Origin of the sequence: Salipiger sp. PrR003, from assembly GCF_010500785.1 — a bacterium.
Classification (GTDB): Bacteria; Pseudomonadota; Alphaproteobacteria; order Rhodobacterales; family Rhodobacteraceae; genus Salipiger; species Salipiger pacificus_A.
In genome coordinates this window covers 18,643-33,481 of sequence record NZ_JAAGOV010000026.1, presented here as the reverse complement: position 1 = coordinate 33,481, position 14,839 = coordinate 18,643, and the positions used below count along the sequence as shown (strand labels likewise).

At 68.6% G+C, this 14,839-nt stretch carries 16 protein-coding genes; 10 read left to right on the top strand and 6 right to left on the bottom strand.

Features of this window, described 5'->3' with window-relative positions:
• The first annotated feature begins 3 nt into the window (after positions 1-3).
• From G0D83_RS03870 to G0D83_RS03850, 5 genes are all read left to right on the top strand, one after another.
• A complete protein-coding gene (locus G0D83_RS03870; RefSeq protein WP_164189677.1) occupies positions 4-738 on the top strand; it encodes an ABC transporter permease in 735 nt (244 codons plus the stop codon).
• Positions 735-1,496: an ABC transporter ATP-binding protein gene (locus tag G0D83_RS03865; protein ID WP_164189675.1), complete on the top strand. Its 762-nt coding sequence runs from the start codon at positions 735-737 to the stop codon at positions 1,494-1,496. Before G0D83_RS03870 ends, G0D83_RS03865 begins: the two co-directional genes overlap by 4 nt.
• Positions 1,497-1,546: 50 nt before the next feature.
• Complete coding sequence (locus G0D83_RS03860) at positions 1,547-2,386, top strand: transporter substrate-binding domain-containing protein (RefSeq protein WP_164189673.1); 840 nt, start codon at positions 1,547-1,549, stop codon at positions 2,384-2,386.
• 139 nt (positions 2,387-2,525) lie between these two features.
• Positions 2,526-3,470, top strand: coding sequence for a DnaJ C-terminal domain-containing protein (locus tag G0D83_RS03855; RefSeq protein WP_164189671.1), 945 nt, complete (start codon positions 2,526-2,528; stop codon positions 3,468-3,470).
• Positions 3,471-3,472: 2 nt separating this feature from the next.
• Positions 3,473-3,802 (top strand): hypothetical protein, encoded by a 330-nt coding sequence (locus G0D83_RS03850; RefSeq protein ID WP_164189669.1) that lies wholly within the window; start codon positions 3,473-3,475, stop codon positions 3,800-3,802.
• A 12-nt stretch (positions 3,803-3,814) separates the two neighbouring features.
• Here the strand turns inward: G0D83_RS03850 and G0D83_RS03845 are convergent, their stop codons facing one another.
• Positions 3,815-4,540 (bottom strand): STAS/SEC14 domain-containing protein, encoded by a 726-nt coding sequence (locus G0D83_RS03845; protein WP_108970532.1) that lies wholly within the window; start codon positions 4,538-4,540, stop codon positions 3,815-3,817.
• Positions 4,541-4,745: 205 nt separating this feature from the next.
• Between G0D83_RS03845 and G0D83_RS03840 the strand changes: the two genes are divergently transcribed.
• The 4 genes from G0D83_RS03840 (at position 4,746) to G0D83_RS03825 (ending at position 10,223) form a co-directional block, all read left to right on the top strand.
• A complete protein-coding gene (locus G0D83_RS03840) occupies positions 4,746-4,931 on the top strand; it encodes a hypothetical protein (protein WP_164189667.1) in 186 nt (61 codons plus the stop codon).
• Positions 4,928-5,893: an LOG family protein gene (locus G0D83_RS03835; protein ID WP_164189665.1), complete on the top strand. Its 966-nt coding sequence runs from the start codon at positions 4,928-4,930 to the stop codon at positions 5,891-5,893. Before G0D83_RS03840 ends, G0D83_RS03835 begins: the two co-directional genes overlap by 4 nt.
• Positions 5,894-6,031: 138 nt before the next feature.
• On the top strand, positions 6,032-7,015 hold the full coding sequence (locus G0D83_RS03830) for an efflux RND transporter periplasmic adaptor subunit (protein WP_370457153.1): 984 nt from the start codon (positions 6,032-6,034) through the stop codon (positions 7,013-7,015).
• Positions 7,008-10,223: an efflux RND transporter permease subunit gene (locus G0D83_RS03825; protein ID WP_164189661.1), complete on the top strand. Its 3,216-nt coding sequence runs from the start codon at positions 7,008-7,010 to the stop codon at positions 10,221-10,223. The genes G0D83_RS03830 and G0D83_RS03825 overlap by 8 nt, the downstream gene beginning before the upstream one ends.
• A gap of 78 nt (positions 10,224-10,301) precedes the next feature.
• Here the strand turns inward: G0D83_RS03825 and G0D83_RS03820 are convergent, their stop codons facing one another.
• Entirely contained in the window at positions 10,302-11,096 is a 795-nt protein-coding gene (locus G0D83_RS03820) for a phytanoyl-CoA dioxygenase family protein (protein WP_203595042.1), read from the bottom strand.
• Between the two features lie 81 nt (positions 11,097-11,177).
• Here G0D83_RS03820 and G0D83_RS03815 point away from each other — a divergent pair, with 81 nt between their 5' ends.
• Positions 11,178-12,059, top strand: a complete 882-nt coding sequence (locus tag G0D83_RS03815; protein WP_164189659.1) for a LysR family transcriptional regulator — start codon at positions 11,178-11,180, stop codon at positions 12,057-12,059.
• 6 nt (positions 12,060-12,065) lie between these two features.
• Here G0D83_RS03815 and G0D83_RS03810 read toward each other — a convergent pair whose 3' ends face one another.
• The 4 genes from G0D83_RS03810 to G0D83_RS03795 all read right to left on the bottom strand — a co-directional run bounded on the left by G0D83_RS03810 (position 12,066) and on the right by G0D83_RS03795 (position 14,809).
• Complete coding sequence (locus G0D83_RS03810; protein WP_164189657.1) at positions 12,066-12,863, bottom strand: ABC transporter permease; 798 nt, start codon at positions 12,861-12,863, stop codon at positions 12,066-12,068.
• Positions 12,860-13,594: an ABC transporter ATP-binding protein gene (locus tag G0D83_RS03805; protein WP_164189655.1), complete on the bottom strand. Its 735-nt coding sequence runs from the start codon at positions 13,592-13,594 to the stop codon at positions 12,860-12,862. Before G0D83_RS03805 ends, G0D83_RS03810 begins: the two co-directional genes overlap by 4 nt.
• A gap of 11 nt (positions 13,595-13,605) precedes the next feature.
• Positions 13,606-14,436 carry an ABC transporter permease gene (locus G0D83_RS03800; protein ID WP_370457151.1) on the bottom strand — a complete coding sequence of 277 codons (831 nt, stop codon included), beginning with the start codon at positions 14,434-14,436 and terminating at the stop codon, positions 13,606-13,608.
• A gap of 169 nt (positions 14,437-14,605) precedes the next feature.
• On the bottom strand, positions 14,606-14,809 hold the full coding sequence (locus G0D83_RS03795) for a hypothetical protein (RefSeq protein ID WP_164189653.1): 204 nt from the start codon (positions 14,807-14,809) through the stop codon (positions 14,606-14,608).
• Positions 14,810-14,839 lie beyond the last annotated feature (30 nt).

The following is a 14,839-nucleotide window of genomic DNA, read 5'->3' as shown; positions in this document are numbered from 1 at the left end:
ACGATGGACTTTCCCTTCCTCTGGCAGACCGTCCGGACGCTCTCTGCCGGCATCCCGCTGACGCTGCTGCTGGCCACGCTCTCGGTCACGATCGGCGTGGTCATCGCCATCGCCATTGCCGCCGCCCGGCTCTGGGGGCCGCGCGCCCTGCAGCAGGCAGCGAAGGTCTACGTCTTTGTCTTCCGCGGCACGCCGCTCCTCGTGCAGATGTTCCTCATCTACTACGGGCTCGGCCAGTTCGAGGCGGTGCGAAGCAGCCTGCTCTGGCCGGTGCTGCGCGAGCCCTTCTGGTGTGCCATCCTCGCGCTGGCGCTCAACACCGGCGCCTATGGCTCCGAGATCGTGCGCGGCGGACTACAGTCGGTCAGCCACGGCCAGCGCGAGGCGGCCATGGCCTGCGGCATGTCGCCCTGGCTGGCGTTCCGCCGGATCGTGCTGCCGCAGGCGGTGCGACAGGCCCTGCCCGCCTATGGCAACGAGCTGATCCTGCTGTGCAAGGCGACCTCGCTGGCCTCGATGATCACGCTGATGGAGATCACCGGCCTCGCCGCCAAGCTGATCTCGGACACCTACCGGGTGATCGAGGTCTTCGCCGCCGCCGGTGCGATCTACCTCGCCATCAACTTCGTGCTCACCCGCATCGTGGCCGTCGCCGACCACCGGCTGACCGCGCATTTGCGCCCGGTCGCCACGGGCAAGCCCGCCCCCGACACCCGCCTGACAGGAGCCAAGCCATGACCTCTCCCGCCATCCGCCTGCGCGGCCTGCGAAAATCCTTCGGCGCGAACGAGATGCTGCGCGGCGTCGATCTCGAGGCGCGCCGGGGCGAAGTCGTCTCGATCCTCGGCTCCTCGGGCTCGGGCAAATCCACCATGCTGCGCTGCATCAACCTGCTCGAGACGCCCACGGGCGGCGAGGTCTGGATCGGCGACGAGCGCATCGAGCTGGCCACTGACCGCGCCGGACGGGCAAAGCCCGCCGATCCGGCGAGGGTGCAAAGACTGCGCGCTCGCGTCGGCATGGTGTTCCAGTCGTTCAATCTCTGGTCGCACAAGACCGTGCTCGAGAACGTCATGGAGGCGCCGATCCACGTGCTCGGCCGCTCGAAGGCCGAGGCGAAGGACGAGGCGCTGGCCTTCCTCGACAAGGTCGGCATCGCCGCCAAGCGCGACGCCTATCCCGCGCAGCTCTCGGGCGGCCAGCAGCAGCGCGCGGCGATCGCCCGCGCGCTCGCCATGCACCCCGACGTGATGCTCTTCGACGAGCCAACCTCGGCGCTCGACCCCGAGTTGGTGGGCGAGGTGCTGCGGGTGATGCGCGGCCTCGCAGAAGAAGGCCGCACCATGCTCGTCGTCACCCACGAGATGGGTTTTGCCCGCGACGTCTCGAACCGGGTCGTCTTCCTGCATGAGGGACAGATCGACTGCGAGGGCAGCCCGGCCGAGCTTTTCGGCGGCGGCGGATCCGACCGTTTCCAGCGCTTCGCCACGACCTGAGCGGCGCTCCCCCCGAACAGAGCAACCAAAGACCAACAAGGGAATACACCATGAAAAAAACACTCATCGCCGCGACGCTCGGCCTTGCCGCCATTGCCGCAACTGCCGAGGCGAAGGACTGGACCCACGTCACCATCGCCACCGAAGGCGCCTTCGCGCCGTGGAATTTCACCGAGGCCGACGGCACGCTGACCGGCTACGAGGTTGATCTCTACAAGGTGCTCTGCGAGCGGATGGAGGTCGAATGCACCCTCGTCGCGCAGAACTGGGACGGCATCATCCCCGGCCTGCTGGCCGGCAAGTACGACGCGATCATGGCCGGCATGTCGGCCACTGCAAAGCGCGAAGAGGTGATCTCCTTCTCGCAGCCCTACGGCTCCACCGGCCAGACCTTCGGCGTGCTCAAGGGCAGCGAGCTCGAGCAGCTGCCGCTGAAGGGCGAGCTGTTCAACCTCGCCAACAACCCCGAGGGCGCGGCAGAGGCGATCGAGGAGATCCGCCCGATGCTGAAGGGCAAGACCATCGGCGTGCAGAGCTCGGCGATCTCGGCCCGCTTCATGCAGGAGACCTTCGGTGACGAGCTGACCATCCGCGAGTACAAGGCGACCGAGCAGCATGACCTCGACCTGCTGGCCGGGCGCATCGACGCGGTGATCGCCTCGCCCGCCTACCTGATGACCACGATCAAGGAACCGGCAAACGCCGAGATGACCATGGCGGGCCCGCGCTTCCAGGGCGGCATCCTCGGCCGCGGCTCTTCGGTCGGCCTGCGCAAGGAAGACACCGAGCTGCGCGAGATGTTCGACAAGGCGCTGGACTCGGTGAAGGCAGACGGCACCACCAAGGCGCTCTCCGAGAAGTGGTTCGGCTTCGACGTGACGGTCTACTGAGCCCGGCGCTCTCATACCCTGGTCCACGCCGGCAGCCCCCGGGCTGCCGGCCTTCGGGCCCGAAAACCGCAGCGCGCAGTTGCGGGACACGCCCGAACCGGCTCTACTCGTCACGAGCGGACTCACCGGTGGAGCGGCGATGAGCGACAACCCCTATGACGTGCTCGGCGTGACAAAGACCGCCAGCGCCGACGAGATCAAGAAGGCCTACCGCAGGATCGCCAAGGAGAGCCACCCCGACCTGCACCCGGGCGATTCAACCTCCGAAGCGCGCTTCAAGGCGGCCGGCGCCGCCTTCGAGCTGCTAAAGGACCCCGAGAAGCGCGCCCGCTTCGACCGCGGCGAGATCGACGCCAGCGGGCAGGAGCGCCCGCAGGAGCGCCGCTTCTACCGCGATTTCGCCGAGCAGGCCGACAACCCCTACCGCCGCGACCCGCGCTACGAGGACTTTGGCGACGCCGAGGACATCTTCGCCGAGTTCCTGCGCCGTCAGGCCGGGGGCCAGGGCAGTGGACACGCTCAGGGACAGGGCGGCTACGGCTTCCGCGCCCGCGGCGCCGATGCGCAATACGCGCTCGAGGTCCCCTTCCTCGACGCGGCGAACGGCGGCTCCATGCGGATCACCCTGCCCGGCGGCGGCAACCTCGAGGTGAAAATCCCCAAGGGAGTCGCCGACGGCACCACCCTGCGGCTGCGCGGCAAGGGTGGGCCGGGCATCGGCGGCGGCGCGCCGGGCGATGCCTATGTGACCCTCTCGATCCAGCCGCACCCGATCTTCCGCCGCGAGGGCGACGACATCGTCATCTCGCTGCCGATCACCCTTTACGAGGCAACGCTCGGGGCCAAGGTCGAGGCGCCCACCATCGCCGGGCCGGTGAAGGTCACCATCCCCAACGGCGCCAGCAGCGGCCAGACCCTGCGGCTGCGCGGGCGGGGCGTCGCCGCCGCGGGACGCCCCGCCGGCGACCAGCGCATCGAGCTGCAGATCGTGATGCCCAAGCAGGTCGACGACAGGCTCGCCGACTTCATGGAGGACTGGGCCAAGAGCCATCCGTATGATCCGCGCAAGGGCTGGAGGACTTGAGCATGACCCGCGTCTTCTACTCCGAGGAAGAAGCCATCGCCGCCGTCGGGCGGCTCGACCGCGCGCGCCTCACCCGCTTCCTGCGCGCGCAGGTGATCTTTCCCGCCGAGGCGAGCGGTCGGGCGGTCTATCGCCAGGTCGACATCGCGCGGATGGAGCTTCTCTGCGATCTCTGCGACGACTTCGAGCTGAACGACGACGCGCTCGGGATGGTCATGCAGCTCATCGACCAGCTGCACGGCACCCGCGGCGATCTCGCCGCGCTCCTGCGCGCGCTCGGCGAGGAGCCCGACGACGTCAGGCTCCGCGTGCAGGGGCGGCTCGGGCGCTAGCCTTCGGCGCACTCAACCCGCCAGCCACGCCTTCGCCTTGGCCATATCGGCGGCGGCGAAATACTTCGCCTCGAGTCCGAAGGCGCGCTTGCCGATCTGAACCGCCATCTCCTGCCAGCCGGCATCGCCGACGATCGCCGCGCGCTGCACCCGCTTGGCATGGCCGCGCACGAGGTAGAAATGGTCGCGCAGCGCGTCGAGCCCCTGCCAGCCGTCGAAATCGCGCAGGTCGATGAGCAGCCGCACCGTTTCATGCGCCGCGAAGAAACTGTCGAGATCGCCGATGGCCTCGTCATAGGCTGCGCCATCCACTTTTCCGCGCAGCCGCACCTCGAGCATGCCGTCGCCAAGATCCTCCTGCTGGATCGTGCCGAGGCTCTCGCGCAGCCAGCGCCGCGCCGCGTCGACCTCGGCCATCGCGAAGGTGGAGACCGGGCACGGCATGAAGACCGACACCCCCCCGACCGCCGCCCTGACGACCTTGTCGTCGCTCACCAGCGCGATGCGGTCGAAGCCGCGCCAGTGTTTGAGCCCGGTCCGCGCGTCCTGCACCATCGCGCCGAGGGTAAATTCCGAGGGGCGCGCCTCGACAATGGCCAGCAACCGAAGCCGGTCCCCCTTGGTCAGCGCCGCGTCGAGCGCGGGCATCAGCTTGTCGCGGTAATCCGAATCGGTGACCGGCGGGGTCATCGTCAGCTCGAGAATGCCGTGCTCACCGATATCTTTCACGTCTATCATGGTGGGATCCTCCTGAGCTGACTATGCGCCACGCGGGCGCCGCGGGAAAGCCCGGCGCTGACCCGGGACCTGTCGCGAAGCGCAAGGCAAGGGGATCGCGGTCGCCTTCACAAGTCGCTGCAAAGGCGGGGGGTTTGACACGGCGCAAGGTGACGGCGCGCGAATCCGTTACCTTGAAGCAGATCGTCCTGGCGAGGACCGCCCCATGAAACCCCAGAGCTTCGACCCGGCAGACAAGGTCGCCGCCCTCCGCCGCGCGGTGGTGGACGAGCATTTCGGCGGGGCTTTTGCGGCGTTCGGGCGGCAGCGGCGGGATGCGTTCACCGCGGAGATCATGGAGCTTGCCGCCGGACGCCTGCCGGTGCGCGCAAAGAAGAAGGAGGGCCGATGATGGAAGATTGCCCCGAGACACCGCCGCCGAGCGCGGAGCGCGACGTGGACCTGCCTTGGTGCGCGCCGAAACCCGCCACCGAGGACCGGCGCGCGCCGGATCTCGTGCGCCGGATCATGGCCAGTCCGAGCTACCGAGCGGGCGATCACGACGTGGACTTCCTCGACCGGGACGACATGCGCGGCGTGCGGCTGATGCTCGACTACCAGAAGGCCGAGACGCTGCTGCAGGCGCATGGCATCGCCCATTCCGTCGTCGTCTTCGGCGCGACGCGCATTCCCGAGCCGGCTCGCGCCGCGGCGGAGGTGGCCGCGCGCGCGGCCGCATTGGCGCAATCCCCCGGCAATCCGGCCCTGCAAGACGCCCTCGCCATCGCCCGGCGCGTGGCCGACAAGAGTCGCTACTACGACGTCGCGCGCGCCTTCGGGCGGATCGTCGGCTCGCAGGAAGGGCCGCCCGGCAACCGGCTGGTGGTGGTCACCGGCGGCGGGCCGGGCATGATGGAGGCGGCGAACCGCGGCAGCCAAGAGGCCGGGGCGCGCAGTGTCGGTCTCAACATCACCCTGCCGCACGAGCAATACCCCAATCCCTACCTCACGCCCGACCTCTGCTTCCGCTTCCATTACTTCGCCCTGCGCAAGCTGCATTTCCTCAAGCGCGCCCGTGCGCTGGTCGTCTTCCCCGGCGGCTACGGCACGATGGACGAGCTCTTCGAAACGCTGACGTTGATCCAGACCCGCAAGATCCTCCCGGTGCCCGTGGTGCTGGTCGGCGAAAGCTTCTGGCGGCGGGCCTTCGACGTGGACTTCCTTGTCGAGGAAGGGGTGATCGACCCCGAGGACCGCGATCTCTTCTGGTACGCGGAAGAGGCCGAAGAGATCTGGGACGGCCTCCAGCGCTGGTACCAGAGCGCCGGGCGCGAGCTCACCGGCGCCGCGCCCGAGGTCCTGGCGGACAGGTGAGCGGGGCGCGGGGCCGATGATCGCCTGTGCCCGGCAACGCCTCGCCCAAGTATGAAGTGCAGGTTTCTACTGGAATTCTATTTATATTCACCTTATCGAATATTAAGTCGACCGCGAGGGACTGCCATGCGACCTACCGTGCTTTCGATACTCCTGTTCTGGGCCGCCAGCGGCGCTCTGGCCCAGACGCAGCCCGTCATTTCCGAACCGATCACCGAGTGGAAGCCCGTCTACGGCGAGGTCGAGACCCGCAACGAGCTGCCCGCCCGGGCCCGCATCGCGGGCACGCTGGTCGCGCTGAACGTCACCGAGGGCGACCGGGTCGACGCCGGGCAGCTCGTCGGCACCGTCGAGGATGAAAAGCTCTCGGTCCAGATCGACGCGCTCGATGCCCAGGCCGAGGCCCTGCGCGCCCAGCTCGGCAACGCCCAAGCCGATCTCACCCGTGGCCAGACCCTGCAGCAGAGCGGCACGATCTCGGCGCAAAGGCTCGACGCGTTGCAGACCTCGGTCGACGTGCTGACCAGTCAGATCGCCGCAACCGAGGCGCAGCGCCGGGTGATCCAGCGGCAGATCGAGGAAGGCGGGGTCACCGCGCCCGAGGCGGGCATCGTGCTGTCGGTGCCGGTCTCGCGCGGCTCCTTCGTCGGACAAGGCGAGACGGTTGCGCTGATCGGCAGCGGCGGCGCCTTCCTGCGCCTGTCGATTCCCGAGCGGTTCGCGCAGACCCTGGCCGAGGGCGACCGGATCGAGATGGAAAGAGGCCACGGCCCCGCAAGTCCCACCGGGAGCCCCACTGGCGGGGGGACCATCGCCAAGCTCTACCCGCAGATCGAGGGCGGTCGCCTGCAGGCCGACGTCGAGGTCGCCGGGCTCGAAGAGCGCTACGTCGGCCTGCGCCTGCCGGTGCGGCTTCCGGTGGGCGCGCGGCAGGCCATCCTCGTGCCCGAGGCCGCAATCGGCAGGGGCGGCGGGCTCGACATGGTCCTGGTCGAAACCGCCGAGGGACCGGTGCAGCGCATCGTCGTGCCGGGCCGCGCGGTGACCCGGGAAGGCGCCGCATGGCGCGAAATCCTGACCGGGCTCGATGCCGGCGAGGCCGTGGTGCTCTTCGATGACTGACCACGATAGCGGCGCCTCGGGCGCCCTCGGACTGGCCGGGCACCTCACCCGCGCCTTCCTCAAGTCGCCGCTCACCCCGCTGTTCCTCATCGCCTCGCTCGCGGTGGGCCTCATCGCCCTTGCCGCCCTGCCGCGCGAGGAGGAGCCGCAGATCTCGGTCCCGCTCGTCGACATCCACGTGCAGGCGGACGGGCTGCGCGCCGGGGACGCGGTGAAACTGGTGACCGAGCCGCTCGAGACCATCGTCAAGGGCATCGACGAGGTCGAACACGTCTACTCCGAGACCCGCGACGACGTGGTCATGGTCACCGCGCGATTCAACGTCGGCGTGTCGTCCGACACCGCGATCCTGCGCGTGCGCGACCGCATCCTCGCCAACCTGGGCCGCATCCCCGTCGGCATCCCCGAGCCGCTGATCGTCGGGCGGGGCATCAACGACGTGGCCATCGTGGCGCTCACCCTCTCGCCCGCCGAGGGGCAGACCGCCGTCACCCCCGCCGATCTCACCCGCGTCGCGCGCGAGCTCGAGGCGCGGCTCGCGGCCATCAAGGATGTGGGCCTCACCTATGTCATCGGCGGCACCGAGCCGCAGCTGCGGGTGAACCCCGACCCGGCGCGGCTCGCGCTCTACGGGATCACCCTGCAACAGCTCTGGGGCAAGATCGAGGGCGCCAATACCGCGCTGCCCCTCGGCACCCTGCGCGAGGGCGGCCGGCAGGTCGGGCTGGTGGTCGGCGAGACGCTCACCACCTCCGAGGAGATCGGCAATCTCGAGCTGACCGCCCGCGACGGGCGCACCGTCTACCTGCGCGACGTGGCCGAGGTCACGCTCGAGACCGACACCGGCGTGGACTACGTCAGCACCGTCGGCCACGGGCCCAAAGGCATTGAGAGCCGCCCCGCCGTGACGCTGGCGCTGGCCAAGCGCGCCGGGGCCAATGCCGTTGTGGTTGCCGAGGAGATCCTGCACCGGGTCGAAGCGATGGAGGGCGATATCATCCCCTCGTCCATAACGGTCGAGATCACCCGCGACTATGGCGAGACCGCCGACGAAAAGGCCAACGAGCTGCTCTTCCACCTCGGGCTCGCCACGCTGTCGATCGTCGTGCTGGTGCTCTTCGCCATCGGCTGGCGCGAGGCCATCGTGGTCGCCATCGTCATCCCGGTGACCATCCTTCTGACGCTCTTCGCCGCCTGGATCATGGGCTACACGCTCAACCGCGTGTCGCTCTTCGCGCTGATCTTCTCGATCGGCATCCTCGTCGACGACGCCATCGTGGTGATCGAGAACATTGCCCGCCACTGGGCCATGAAGCACGCGGGCCAGAGCCGCTTCGGCGCCACCGTCGCGGCGGTGGCAGAGGTCGGCAACCCGACCATCGTGGCCACGCTGACCGTTGTGGTGGCGCTGCTGCCGATGCTCTTCGTGTCGGGCCTCATGGGGCCCTACATGAGCCCCATCCCCGCCAACGCCTCGGCGGCGATGATCTTCTCCTTCTTCGTGGCGGTGATCATCACGCCGTGGCTGATGCTCAGGATCGCCGGCCGCGCGCCGCTGCACCCTGGCGCCGAGCACGGCGCGGCGGGTGGCGCGCTGGGGCGGCTCTATGCCGCGGTTGCCCGGCCGCTGCTGGCGCGCAAATCCGTCTCGGCGCTCTTCCTGCTGGGGGTGGCCGTTCTCTCCTTCGGCTCGCTCGCCGCGCTCTACACGCGCGACGTCACGGTCAAGCTGCTGCCCTTCGACAACAAGTCCGAGCTGTCGGTGGTCATCGATCTGCCCGAGGGCAGCGCGCTCGAGACCACCGCCGCGGTCGCGCAGCAGGTGGCGCGCGTCGCGCTCACCCTGCCCGAGGCGATCTCGGCCCAGACCCACGCGGGCACCGCCTCGGCGTTCAACTTCAACGGGCTGGTGCGGCACTACTACCTGCGCCAGCTCCCCGAGATGGGCGACGTGCAGATCAACCTCGCCCCCAAGGGGGACCGCGACCGCACCAGCCACCAGATCGCTCTGGACCTGCGCGAGAAGCTCGCGGCGCTCGAGCTGCCCGCAGGCACGGTGCTGAAGACCGTCGAGCCGCCCCCCGGCCCGCCGGTGATCTCGACGCTCATGGCCGAGGTCTACGGCCCCGACGCCGAGAGCCGCCGCAGGGTGGCCGAGCGCGTCCGCGCCGCTTTCGACGAGATCCCCTACGTCGTCGATGTCGACGACAGCTACGGCGTGCAGGCCCCGCGCCGCCGCGTGGGGCTCGACCCCTCGGCGCTGGATTTCTACAAGGTGCAGGAATCCGACGCGCTGGAGACGCTGTCGCTGCTCTACGGGAGCGGCACCGTGGGCTACTCGCACCGTGGCGGCGAGCGGCGGCCCATCCCCATCGTGCTGTCGCGCGACCGCTCGGACCGGGTGATGGATGCGACCGCGCTCTCGACCCCGGTGCCGGCCGACGCCCTGCCCGGCGGGCGCGGCGTGGTGGAACTGGGCGATGTGGTGACCTTGCAGGACGAGCTCACCTCCTTCCCGATCTTCCGCCACAACGGCCTCGAGACGATCATGGTGATGGGCGAGATGGCGGGCGACTTCGAGTCGCCGCTCTACGGCATGCTTGCCGCCGCCGACATCCTGGATGGTCTCGACTGGCCCGAAGGGCAAAAGCCGTCGATCTCGATGCACGGCCAGCCGCAGGACACCTCGAGCCCGAGCATTCTGTGGGATGGCGAATGGGAGGTCACCTGGGTCACCTTCCGCGACATGGGCGCGGCCTTCGCGGTGGCCCTGCTGGGAATTTACATCCTCGTGGTGGCGCAGTTCGGCAGCTTCCGCCTGCCGCTGGTGATCCTGACGCCGGTGCCGCTGACCTTCCTCGGCATCATCGTCGGCCACTGGCTTTTTGGCGCGCCCTTCTCGGCGCCCTCGATGATCGGCTTCATCGCGCTGGCGGGGATCATCGTGCGCAACTCGATCCTGCTGGTGGACTTCATCCGCCACGCCCAGCCCGACAAACCGCTCGATGTCGAGACGCTGATCGAGGCCGGGGCGACACGCTTCAAGCCGATCCTGCTGACCGCGCTGGCGGCGATGATCGGCGCGGCGGTGATCCTGATGGACCCGATCTTCCAGGGCCTGGCGATCTCGCTGCTCTTCGGGCTGCTGACCTCGACCGCGCTGACCGTGCTGGTGATCCCTGCGATCTACCGGCTGGCAAAGACCTGACAGGGGCGAGCGCCCCTGCGGCCAGGCGGATTGGACCACCGCCTGACCCCAGCCCAAGCCCCCCCGCCGCGAGCGCCCTCAGCGCTCGAAGATCACCGGGAACCAGTCCTCGCGCAGCACGTCTCCGGGCTGCATGCCGTGGCCGGGGAATGGCGGCGAGGTGGGACCCGGGCGCGCGACGTAGCGCGCGTCGTCCCCGACCAGCCGCAGCGAAAAGGCCCGGCGGCGCGAGGTCGAGGTGTTGCCCCGGGCGCCATGCAGGATGCCGTAGTTGAAGGCCACGGCATCGCCCGGCTCCATCTGCCATTCCCGGATGTCCATGCCCTCGGCGTCGGGATCGGGCACCGGCATGTAGGCGTCGCTGTCGGGGAAGAAGTCGGTCTCGGACAGCCAGCGCTTCGGCAGCACCGGCTTGTCCCACAGGTGGCTTCCGGCGACGCAGCGCAGGCTGGCATCGGTGACCGGGTCCACCGGCGACCAGAAGCTGACGTTCTGCATCCCGTCCACGAAGTAATAGGGCCCATCCTGGTGCCAGGGCGTCGGCTTGGAGGTGCCGGGTTCCTTGACCAGCACATGATCGTGGAAGACCTGCACCCTGTCCGAGCGCATCAGCTCGGCCGCGACCTCGGCCGCGGGCGAGCTGCGCAGCACGCGCTCGAACTCGGGGATGCGCTGCCAGTTGCAATAATCGTCGAAGAAGCGCCCCGCCTCGCCCTCCTTGAGGTTCTCGGCGGCATAGGGCCCGGGCTCTGCCATGTTGCGCGCGATCCCGGCGCGGATGTCGTCAACGTGGTCGGCGAAGAGCCCCTTGATCAGCACGACGCCGTCGCGCTGGAAGGTCTCGACCATGTCCTGAGTGAGTAGTGCGTGCATCGGAATATCCTCTTTTCGGGCGAGCCTAGTCCCGCTAAAAGATAACCTCCAATAATGTCTTATCATGAATTACATAACTTCATGCTATATAACACCCTGCGCCAATACGAATACCTGATCGCCGTCGCCGAGCTGCGCAGCCTGACCGAGGCGGCCCGGCGGCTGAACGTCTCGCAGCCCTCGCTGTCGGTGGCGATCACCCGGATCGAAGAGCGGCTCGGCACCCGCCTCTTCCTGCGCCGCAAGGGCGCCCCGGTCGAGATCACACCGCAGGGACATCGCCTCCTCGGCCGGATCCGCGAGTTGCTGCTGCTTGCCGAGGGGATCGAGCGCAGCTCGGACAGCCCTGCGCCCTTTGTGCTCGGCTGCTTCGAGGATCTCGCGCCGCTGCAGCTCGCCAAGGCGCTGGACCACCTGCGCGGCCGCTTTGCCGAGGTCAGCTTCGAGGGCGCCGAGGGGCGGTTCTCCGATCTGGCCGCGGCGCTCGACGAGGGCCGCGTCGATCTGGCGATCTCCTATGACGTCGGCTTCGGCGCGCGGTTCGAGCGCCGCGTGCTGAAGACGATCCTGCCGGTGGCCTTCCTCACGCCGGACCATCCGCTGGCCCGGAACGAGACGCTGACCCTGCAGGAACTGGCGGCGCATCCGCTGATCTTCTTCTCCGAAGAGCTGTCCGAGGGCTTCATGACCACGCTCTTCGAGGCCATGCGGCTCAGCCCCACCGTCGGCCACAGGGTGCGCTCGCTCGAGATGATGCGCTCGCTGGCGGCGCATGGCGCCGGGATCGGCATCAGCTACTCCGCGCCGCCGAGCAGCCTCTGCTACGACGGACGCCCCGTGGCGACGGTGCCGATCTCGACCTCCGACGCGGCGACAGAGATCGCGCTGATCTGGCCGCGCCTGCGCGACACCGACCCGGCCTTCCTCGAAGTTGTCGCGGCGCTCGAGACCTGCCTCGCCTGACTCCGCTCAGCCGCGCTTCGGGCGCCGGCTCATCCCGTGCGCCGGGTCGTAGCCGACCAGCGCCAGCCCGAAGAACAGGGCAAAGGCCAGCACCACCCAAAGCAGCGCCCAGCCGTTCAGGCTCTGGTAAAGCGCGAAGCGGATCAGCTCGACCGCATGGGTAAAGGGGTTCACCGCGCAGATGTCGCGCAGCAGGGTCGAGCTCTCGGCCATCTTCCAAAGCGGGTAGAGCGCGGTCGACAGGAAGAACATCGGGAAGATCACGAAGTTCATCACCCCGGCGAAATTCTCGAGCTGGCGGATGGTGGACGAGATCAGCAGCCCCAGCGCCCCCAGCATCAGCCCCGACAGGATCAGCGCCGGCAGCACCAGCACATAGCCCCAGCCCGGCAGGACGATGCCGAAGCCCGCCGCCACGGTGAGAAAGACGTAGACCTGCAGCACCGAGACCGCGACCCCCGCCAGCAGCTTCGACAGCAGCAGCCACCAGCGCGGCAGCGGCGAGGTCAGCAGCAGCCGCATCGAGCCCATTTCCTGATCGTAGACCAGCGAAAGCGAACTCTGCATGCCGTTGAACAGCTGGATCATCCCGCAAAGGCCGGGGATGATGTAGACCTCGTAGGTGATATAGGTCTCGTAGGGCGGGATGATCGACATCCCCAGCGCAGCGCGAAAGCCTGCGGCAAAGACGATGAGCCAGACCAGCGGCCGCACCAGCGCCGCCAGGAACCGCGACCGCTGGTGCACGAAGCGGGCCGCCTCGCGCCGGACGATGGCAAGCATGGCGACCAGCCAGGCGTTCATCCCTGCCCCTCCCGCGCGGTGCTCTTCTGCCCGGTCATCTCGATGAACACCTCGGCCAGCGGCCGGCGGGCGCGCAGCTCCGAGGCTGGCTCATGCGCGAGCACGCGCCCCTTGTGCAGCACCACCACGTCGTCACCCTCGGCGATTTCGTCGACGAGATGCGTGGCCCAGAGCACCGTCAGCCCGGCCTTCGCCAGCCCGTGCACGTGATCGACGATGGCCTGCCGGCTCTCGAAATCGAGCCCCACCGTCGGCTCGTCGAGCAGCAGCACCTGCGGCTGGTGGATGAGCGCCCGGGCGATCTCCATGCGCCGCCGGTGGCCGCCGTTGAGATTGCGCGCCTTCTCCCCGGCCCGTTCGGCCATGCCGAGCTGCGCCAGCGCCGCCTCGCTGCGCCGCACCGCCTCGCGCCCGGCGATGCCGTGAAGCGCCGCGAAATAGCGCATGTTGCGCATCACGCTCATGTCGAGATCGAGCGTCGGCTGCTGGAAGACCACGCCGATCTTCGACAACGCCGCGCGCGGCGCGCGGGCCATGTCGTGCCCGGCGACGGTGATGCGCCCCTCGCGGGTGACGAAAAGCCGGGTGAGCAGCGCGAAGAGCGTCGATTTGCCCGCCCCGTTCGGCCCGAGCAGCGCGGTGAACCCGGGGCGCAACGCAAAGCTCACACCGTCGAGCGCGCGCTTGGACCCGTAGCTGTAACGCAGATCAGAGACGTCGAGGGCGGTCATTCAGGCTCCGGTCACCCCCGCCAGCGGCGCACCCGCCGCTCCCAGGGCTGCAGCACCAGCCATTCCACCGCCAGCATCACCGCGATGAAGGAAAACGCGTAGACCAGCACCATGCCGACGTCGAAGAGCTGGAAATAGAGGTGGATCTGAAATCCCACCCCGTCCGATCGGCCAAGGAATTCCACCACCAGAACGATCTTCCAGATCACCGCGATCCCCGAGCGCGCGGCGCCCGTGATGAAGGGCGCGAGCTGCGGCAGCACCACGTGGCGCAGGCGGCGCGCCAGCGGCATGCGATAGACCTGCGCCATGGCGTCAAGCCCCGGGTCGAGCGCCCGCGCGCCCTCGCGGATCACCGTGGCGACATTGGGGATCTTGTTGAGCGTGACGGCGACGATGGCGGCGGTCTCGTTGAGGCCGATCCAGAGATAGCACAGCACGATCAGCACCAGCGCCGGCAGGTTGAGGAAGATCACCAGCCAGGGATCGAGCCAACGGTCGAGCTTCGGAAAGCGCCCCATGGCCATGCCAAGCGCAATGCCCGCGCCCATCGCCAGGGCAAAGGCCCAGGCCACGCGGCCCAGCGTGCGTCCCAGGTGATAGAGCAGCTCGCCCGAGCGCAGCGCCTCGGCAAAGGGCGCCGCCAGCGCCCAGGGCTGCGGCAGGATCTGCGGATCATCGGTGAGATGGGCGGCAAGCACCCAGAGCAGCACGAGCACGGCCAGCGAAACCGCCGTGACGCCGAGCCGTGCCGGTTCGGACCGCGCGCCGCTGCGCGCATCGCCTGTCGTTCCGCCCATGCCCCTGCCAATGAAGCGCGTCGCGGTGTCACTGCCCTGCACGAAGACCTCCCTCTCCAGCCGGAGAGGGTGACGCCTGAGTCGCGCCGCGTCAATTGCTCCTTAGGGAGCGGTTCGTCCCGGCCACCCGGGATGGTAGAGATTACCTACATAGAAATTCACTAACGAATGGATCGCGCTCCGCAGATGGCCCGCCGGGCCGCGCGCGGGGTCACGCTTCGCGCTCACCGGTGCCGAGTTCGCGGCATTTCCAGTGGGACACCGTGTAGGCCGGATGTTCCTCGACCCAGCGGGCCAGTTCCGGCTGGGCACCCATCATGCAGGCCAGAGGGGTGACATCGGAATATATCAGGCTGCGCTGCTGACACTGATCGGGCGCACTTGACAAGCACGCCATAAAGAGAAGCTCAATCATGGTTGCCTCGTGGGTTTGAACGTGATGCCC

Bases quoted from the DNA above. Each gene is read 5' to 3' on its own strand.
- G0D83_RS03870 (WP_164189677.1), top strand. From the start codon at position 4: ATGGACTTTCCCTTCCTCTGGCAGACCGTCCGGACGCTCTCTGCCGGC.
- G0D83_RS03865 (WP_164189675.1), top strand. From the start codon at position 735: ATGACCTCTCCCGCCATCCGCCTGCGCGGCCTGCGAAAATCCTTCGGC.
- G0D83_RS03860 (WP_164189673.1), top strand. From the start codon at position 1,547: ATGAAAAAAACACTCATCGCCGCGACGCTCGGCCTTGCCGCCATTGCC.
- G0D83_RS03855 (WP_164189671.1), top strand. From the start codon at position 2,526: ATGAGCGACAACCCCTATGACGTGCTCGGCGTGACAAAGACCGCCAGC.
- G0D83_RS03850 (WP_164189669.1), top strand. From the start codon at position 3,473: ATGACCCGCGTCTTCTACTCCGAGGAAGAAGCCATCGCCGCCGTCGGG.
- G0D83_RS03845 (WP_108970532.1), bottom strand. From the start codon at position 4,540: ATGATAGACGTGAAAGATATCGGTGAGCACGGCATTCTCGAGCTGACG.
- G0D83_RS03840 (WP_164189667.1), top strand. From the start codon at position 4,746: ATGAAACCCCAGAGCTTCGACCCGGCAGACAAGGTCGCCGCCCTCCGC.
- G0D83_RS03835 (WP_164189665.1), top strand. From the start codon at position 4,928: ATGATGGAAGATTGCCCCGAGACACCGCCGCCGAGCGCGGAGCGCGAC.
- G0D83_RS03825 (WP_164189661.1), top strand. From the start codon at position 7,008: ATGACTGACCACGATAGCGGCGCCTCGGGCGCCCTCGGACTGGCCGGG.
- G0D83_RS03820 (WP_203595042.1), bottom strand. From the start codon at position 11,096: ATGCACGCACTACTCACTCAGGACATGGTCGAGACCTTCCAGCGCGAC.
- G0D83_RS03815 (WP_164189659.1), top strand. From the start codon at position 11,178: ATGCTATATAACACCCTGCGCCAATACGAATACCTGATCGCCGTCGCC.
- G0D83_RS03810 (WP_164189657.1), bottom strand. From the start codon at position 12,863: ATGAACGCCTGGCTGGTCGCCATGCTTGCCATCGTCCGGCGCGAGGCG.
- G0D83_RS03805 (WP_164189655.1), bottom strand. From the start codon at position 13,594: ATGACCGCCCTCGACGTCTCTGATCTGCGTTACAGCTACGGGTCCAAG.
- G0D83_RS03795 (WP_164189653.1), bottom strand. From the start codon at position 14,809: ATGATTGAGCTTCTCTTTATGGCGTGCTTGTCAAGTGCGCCCGATCAG.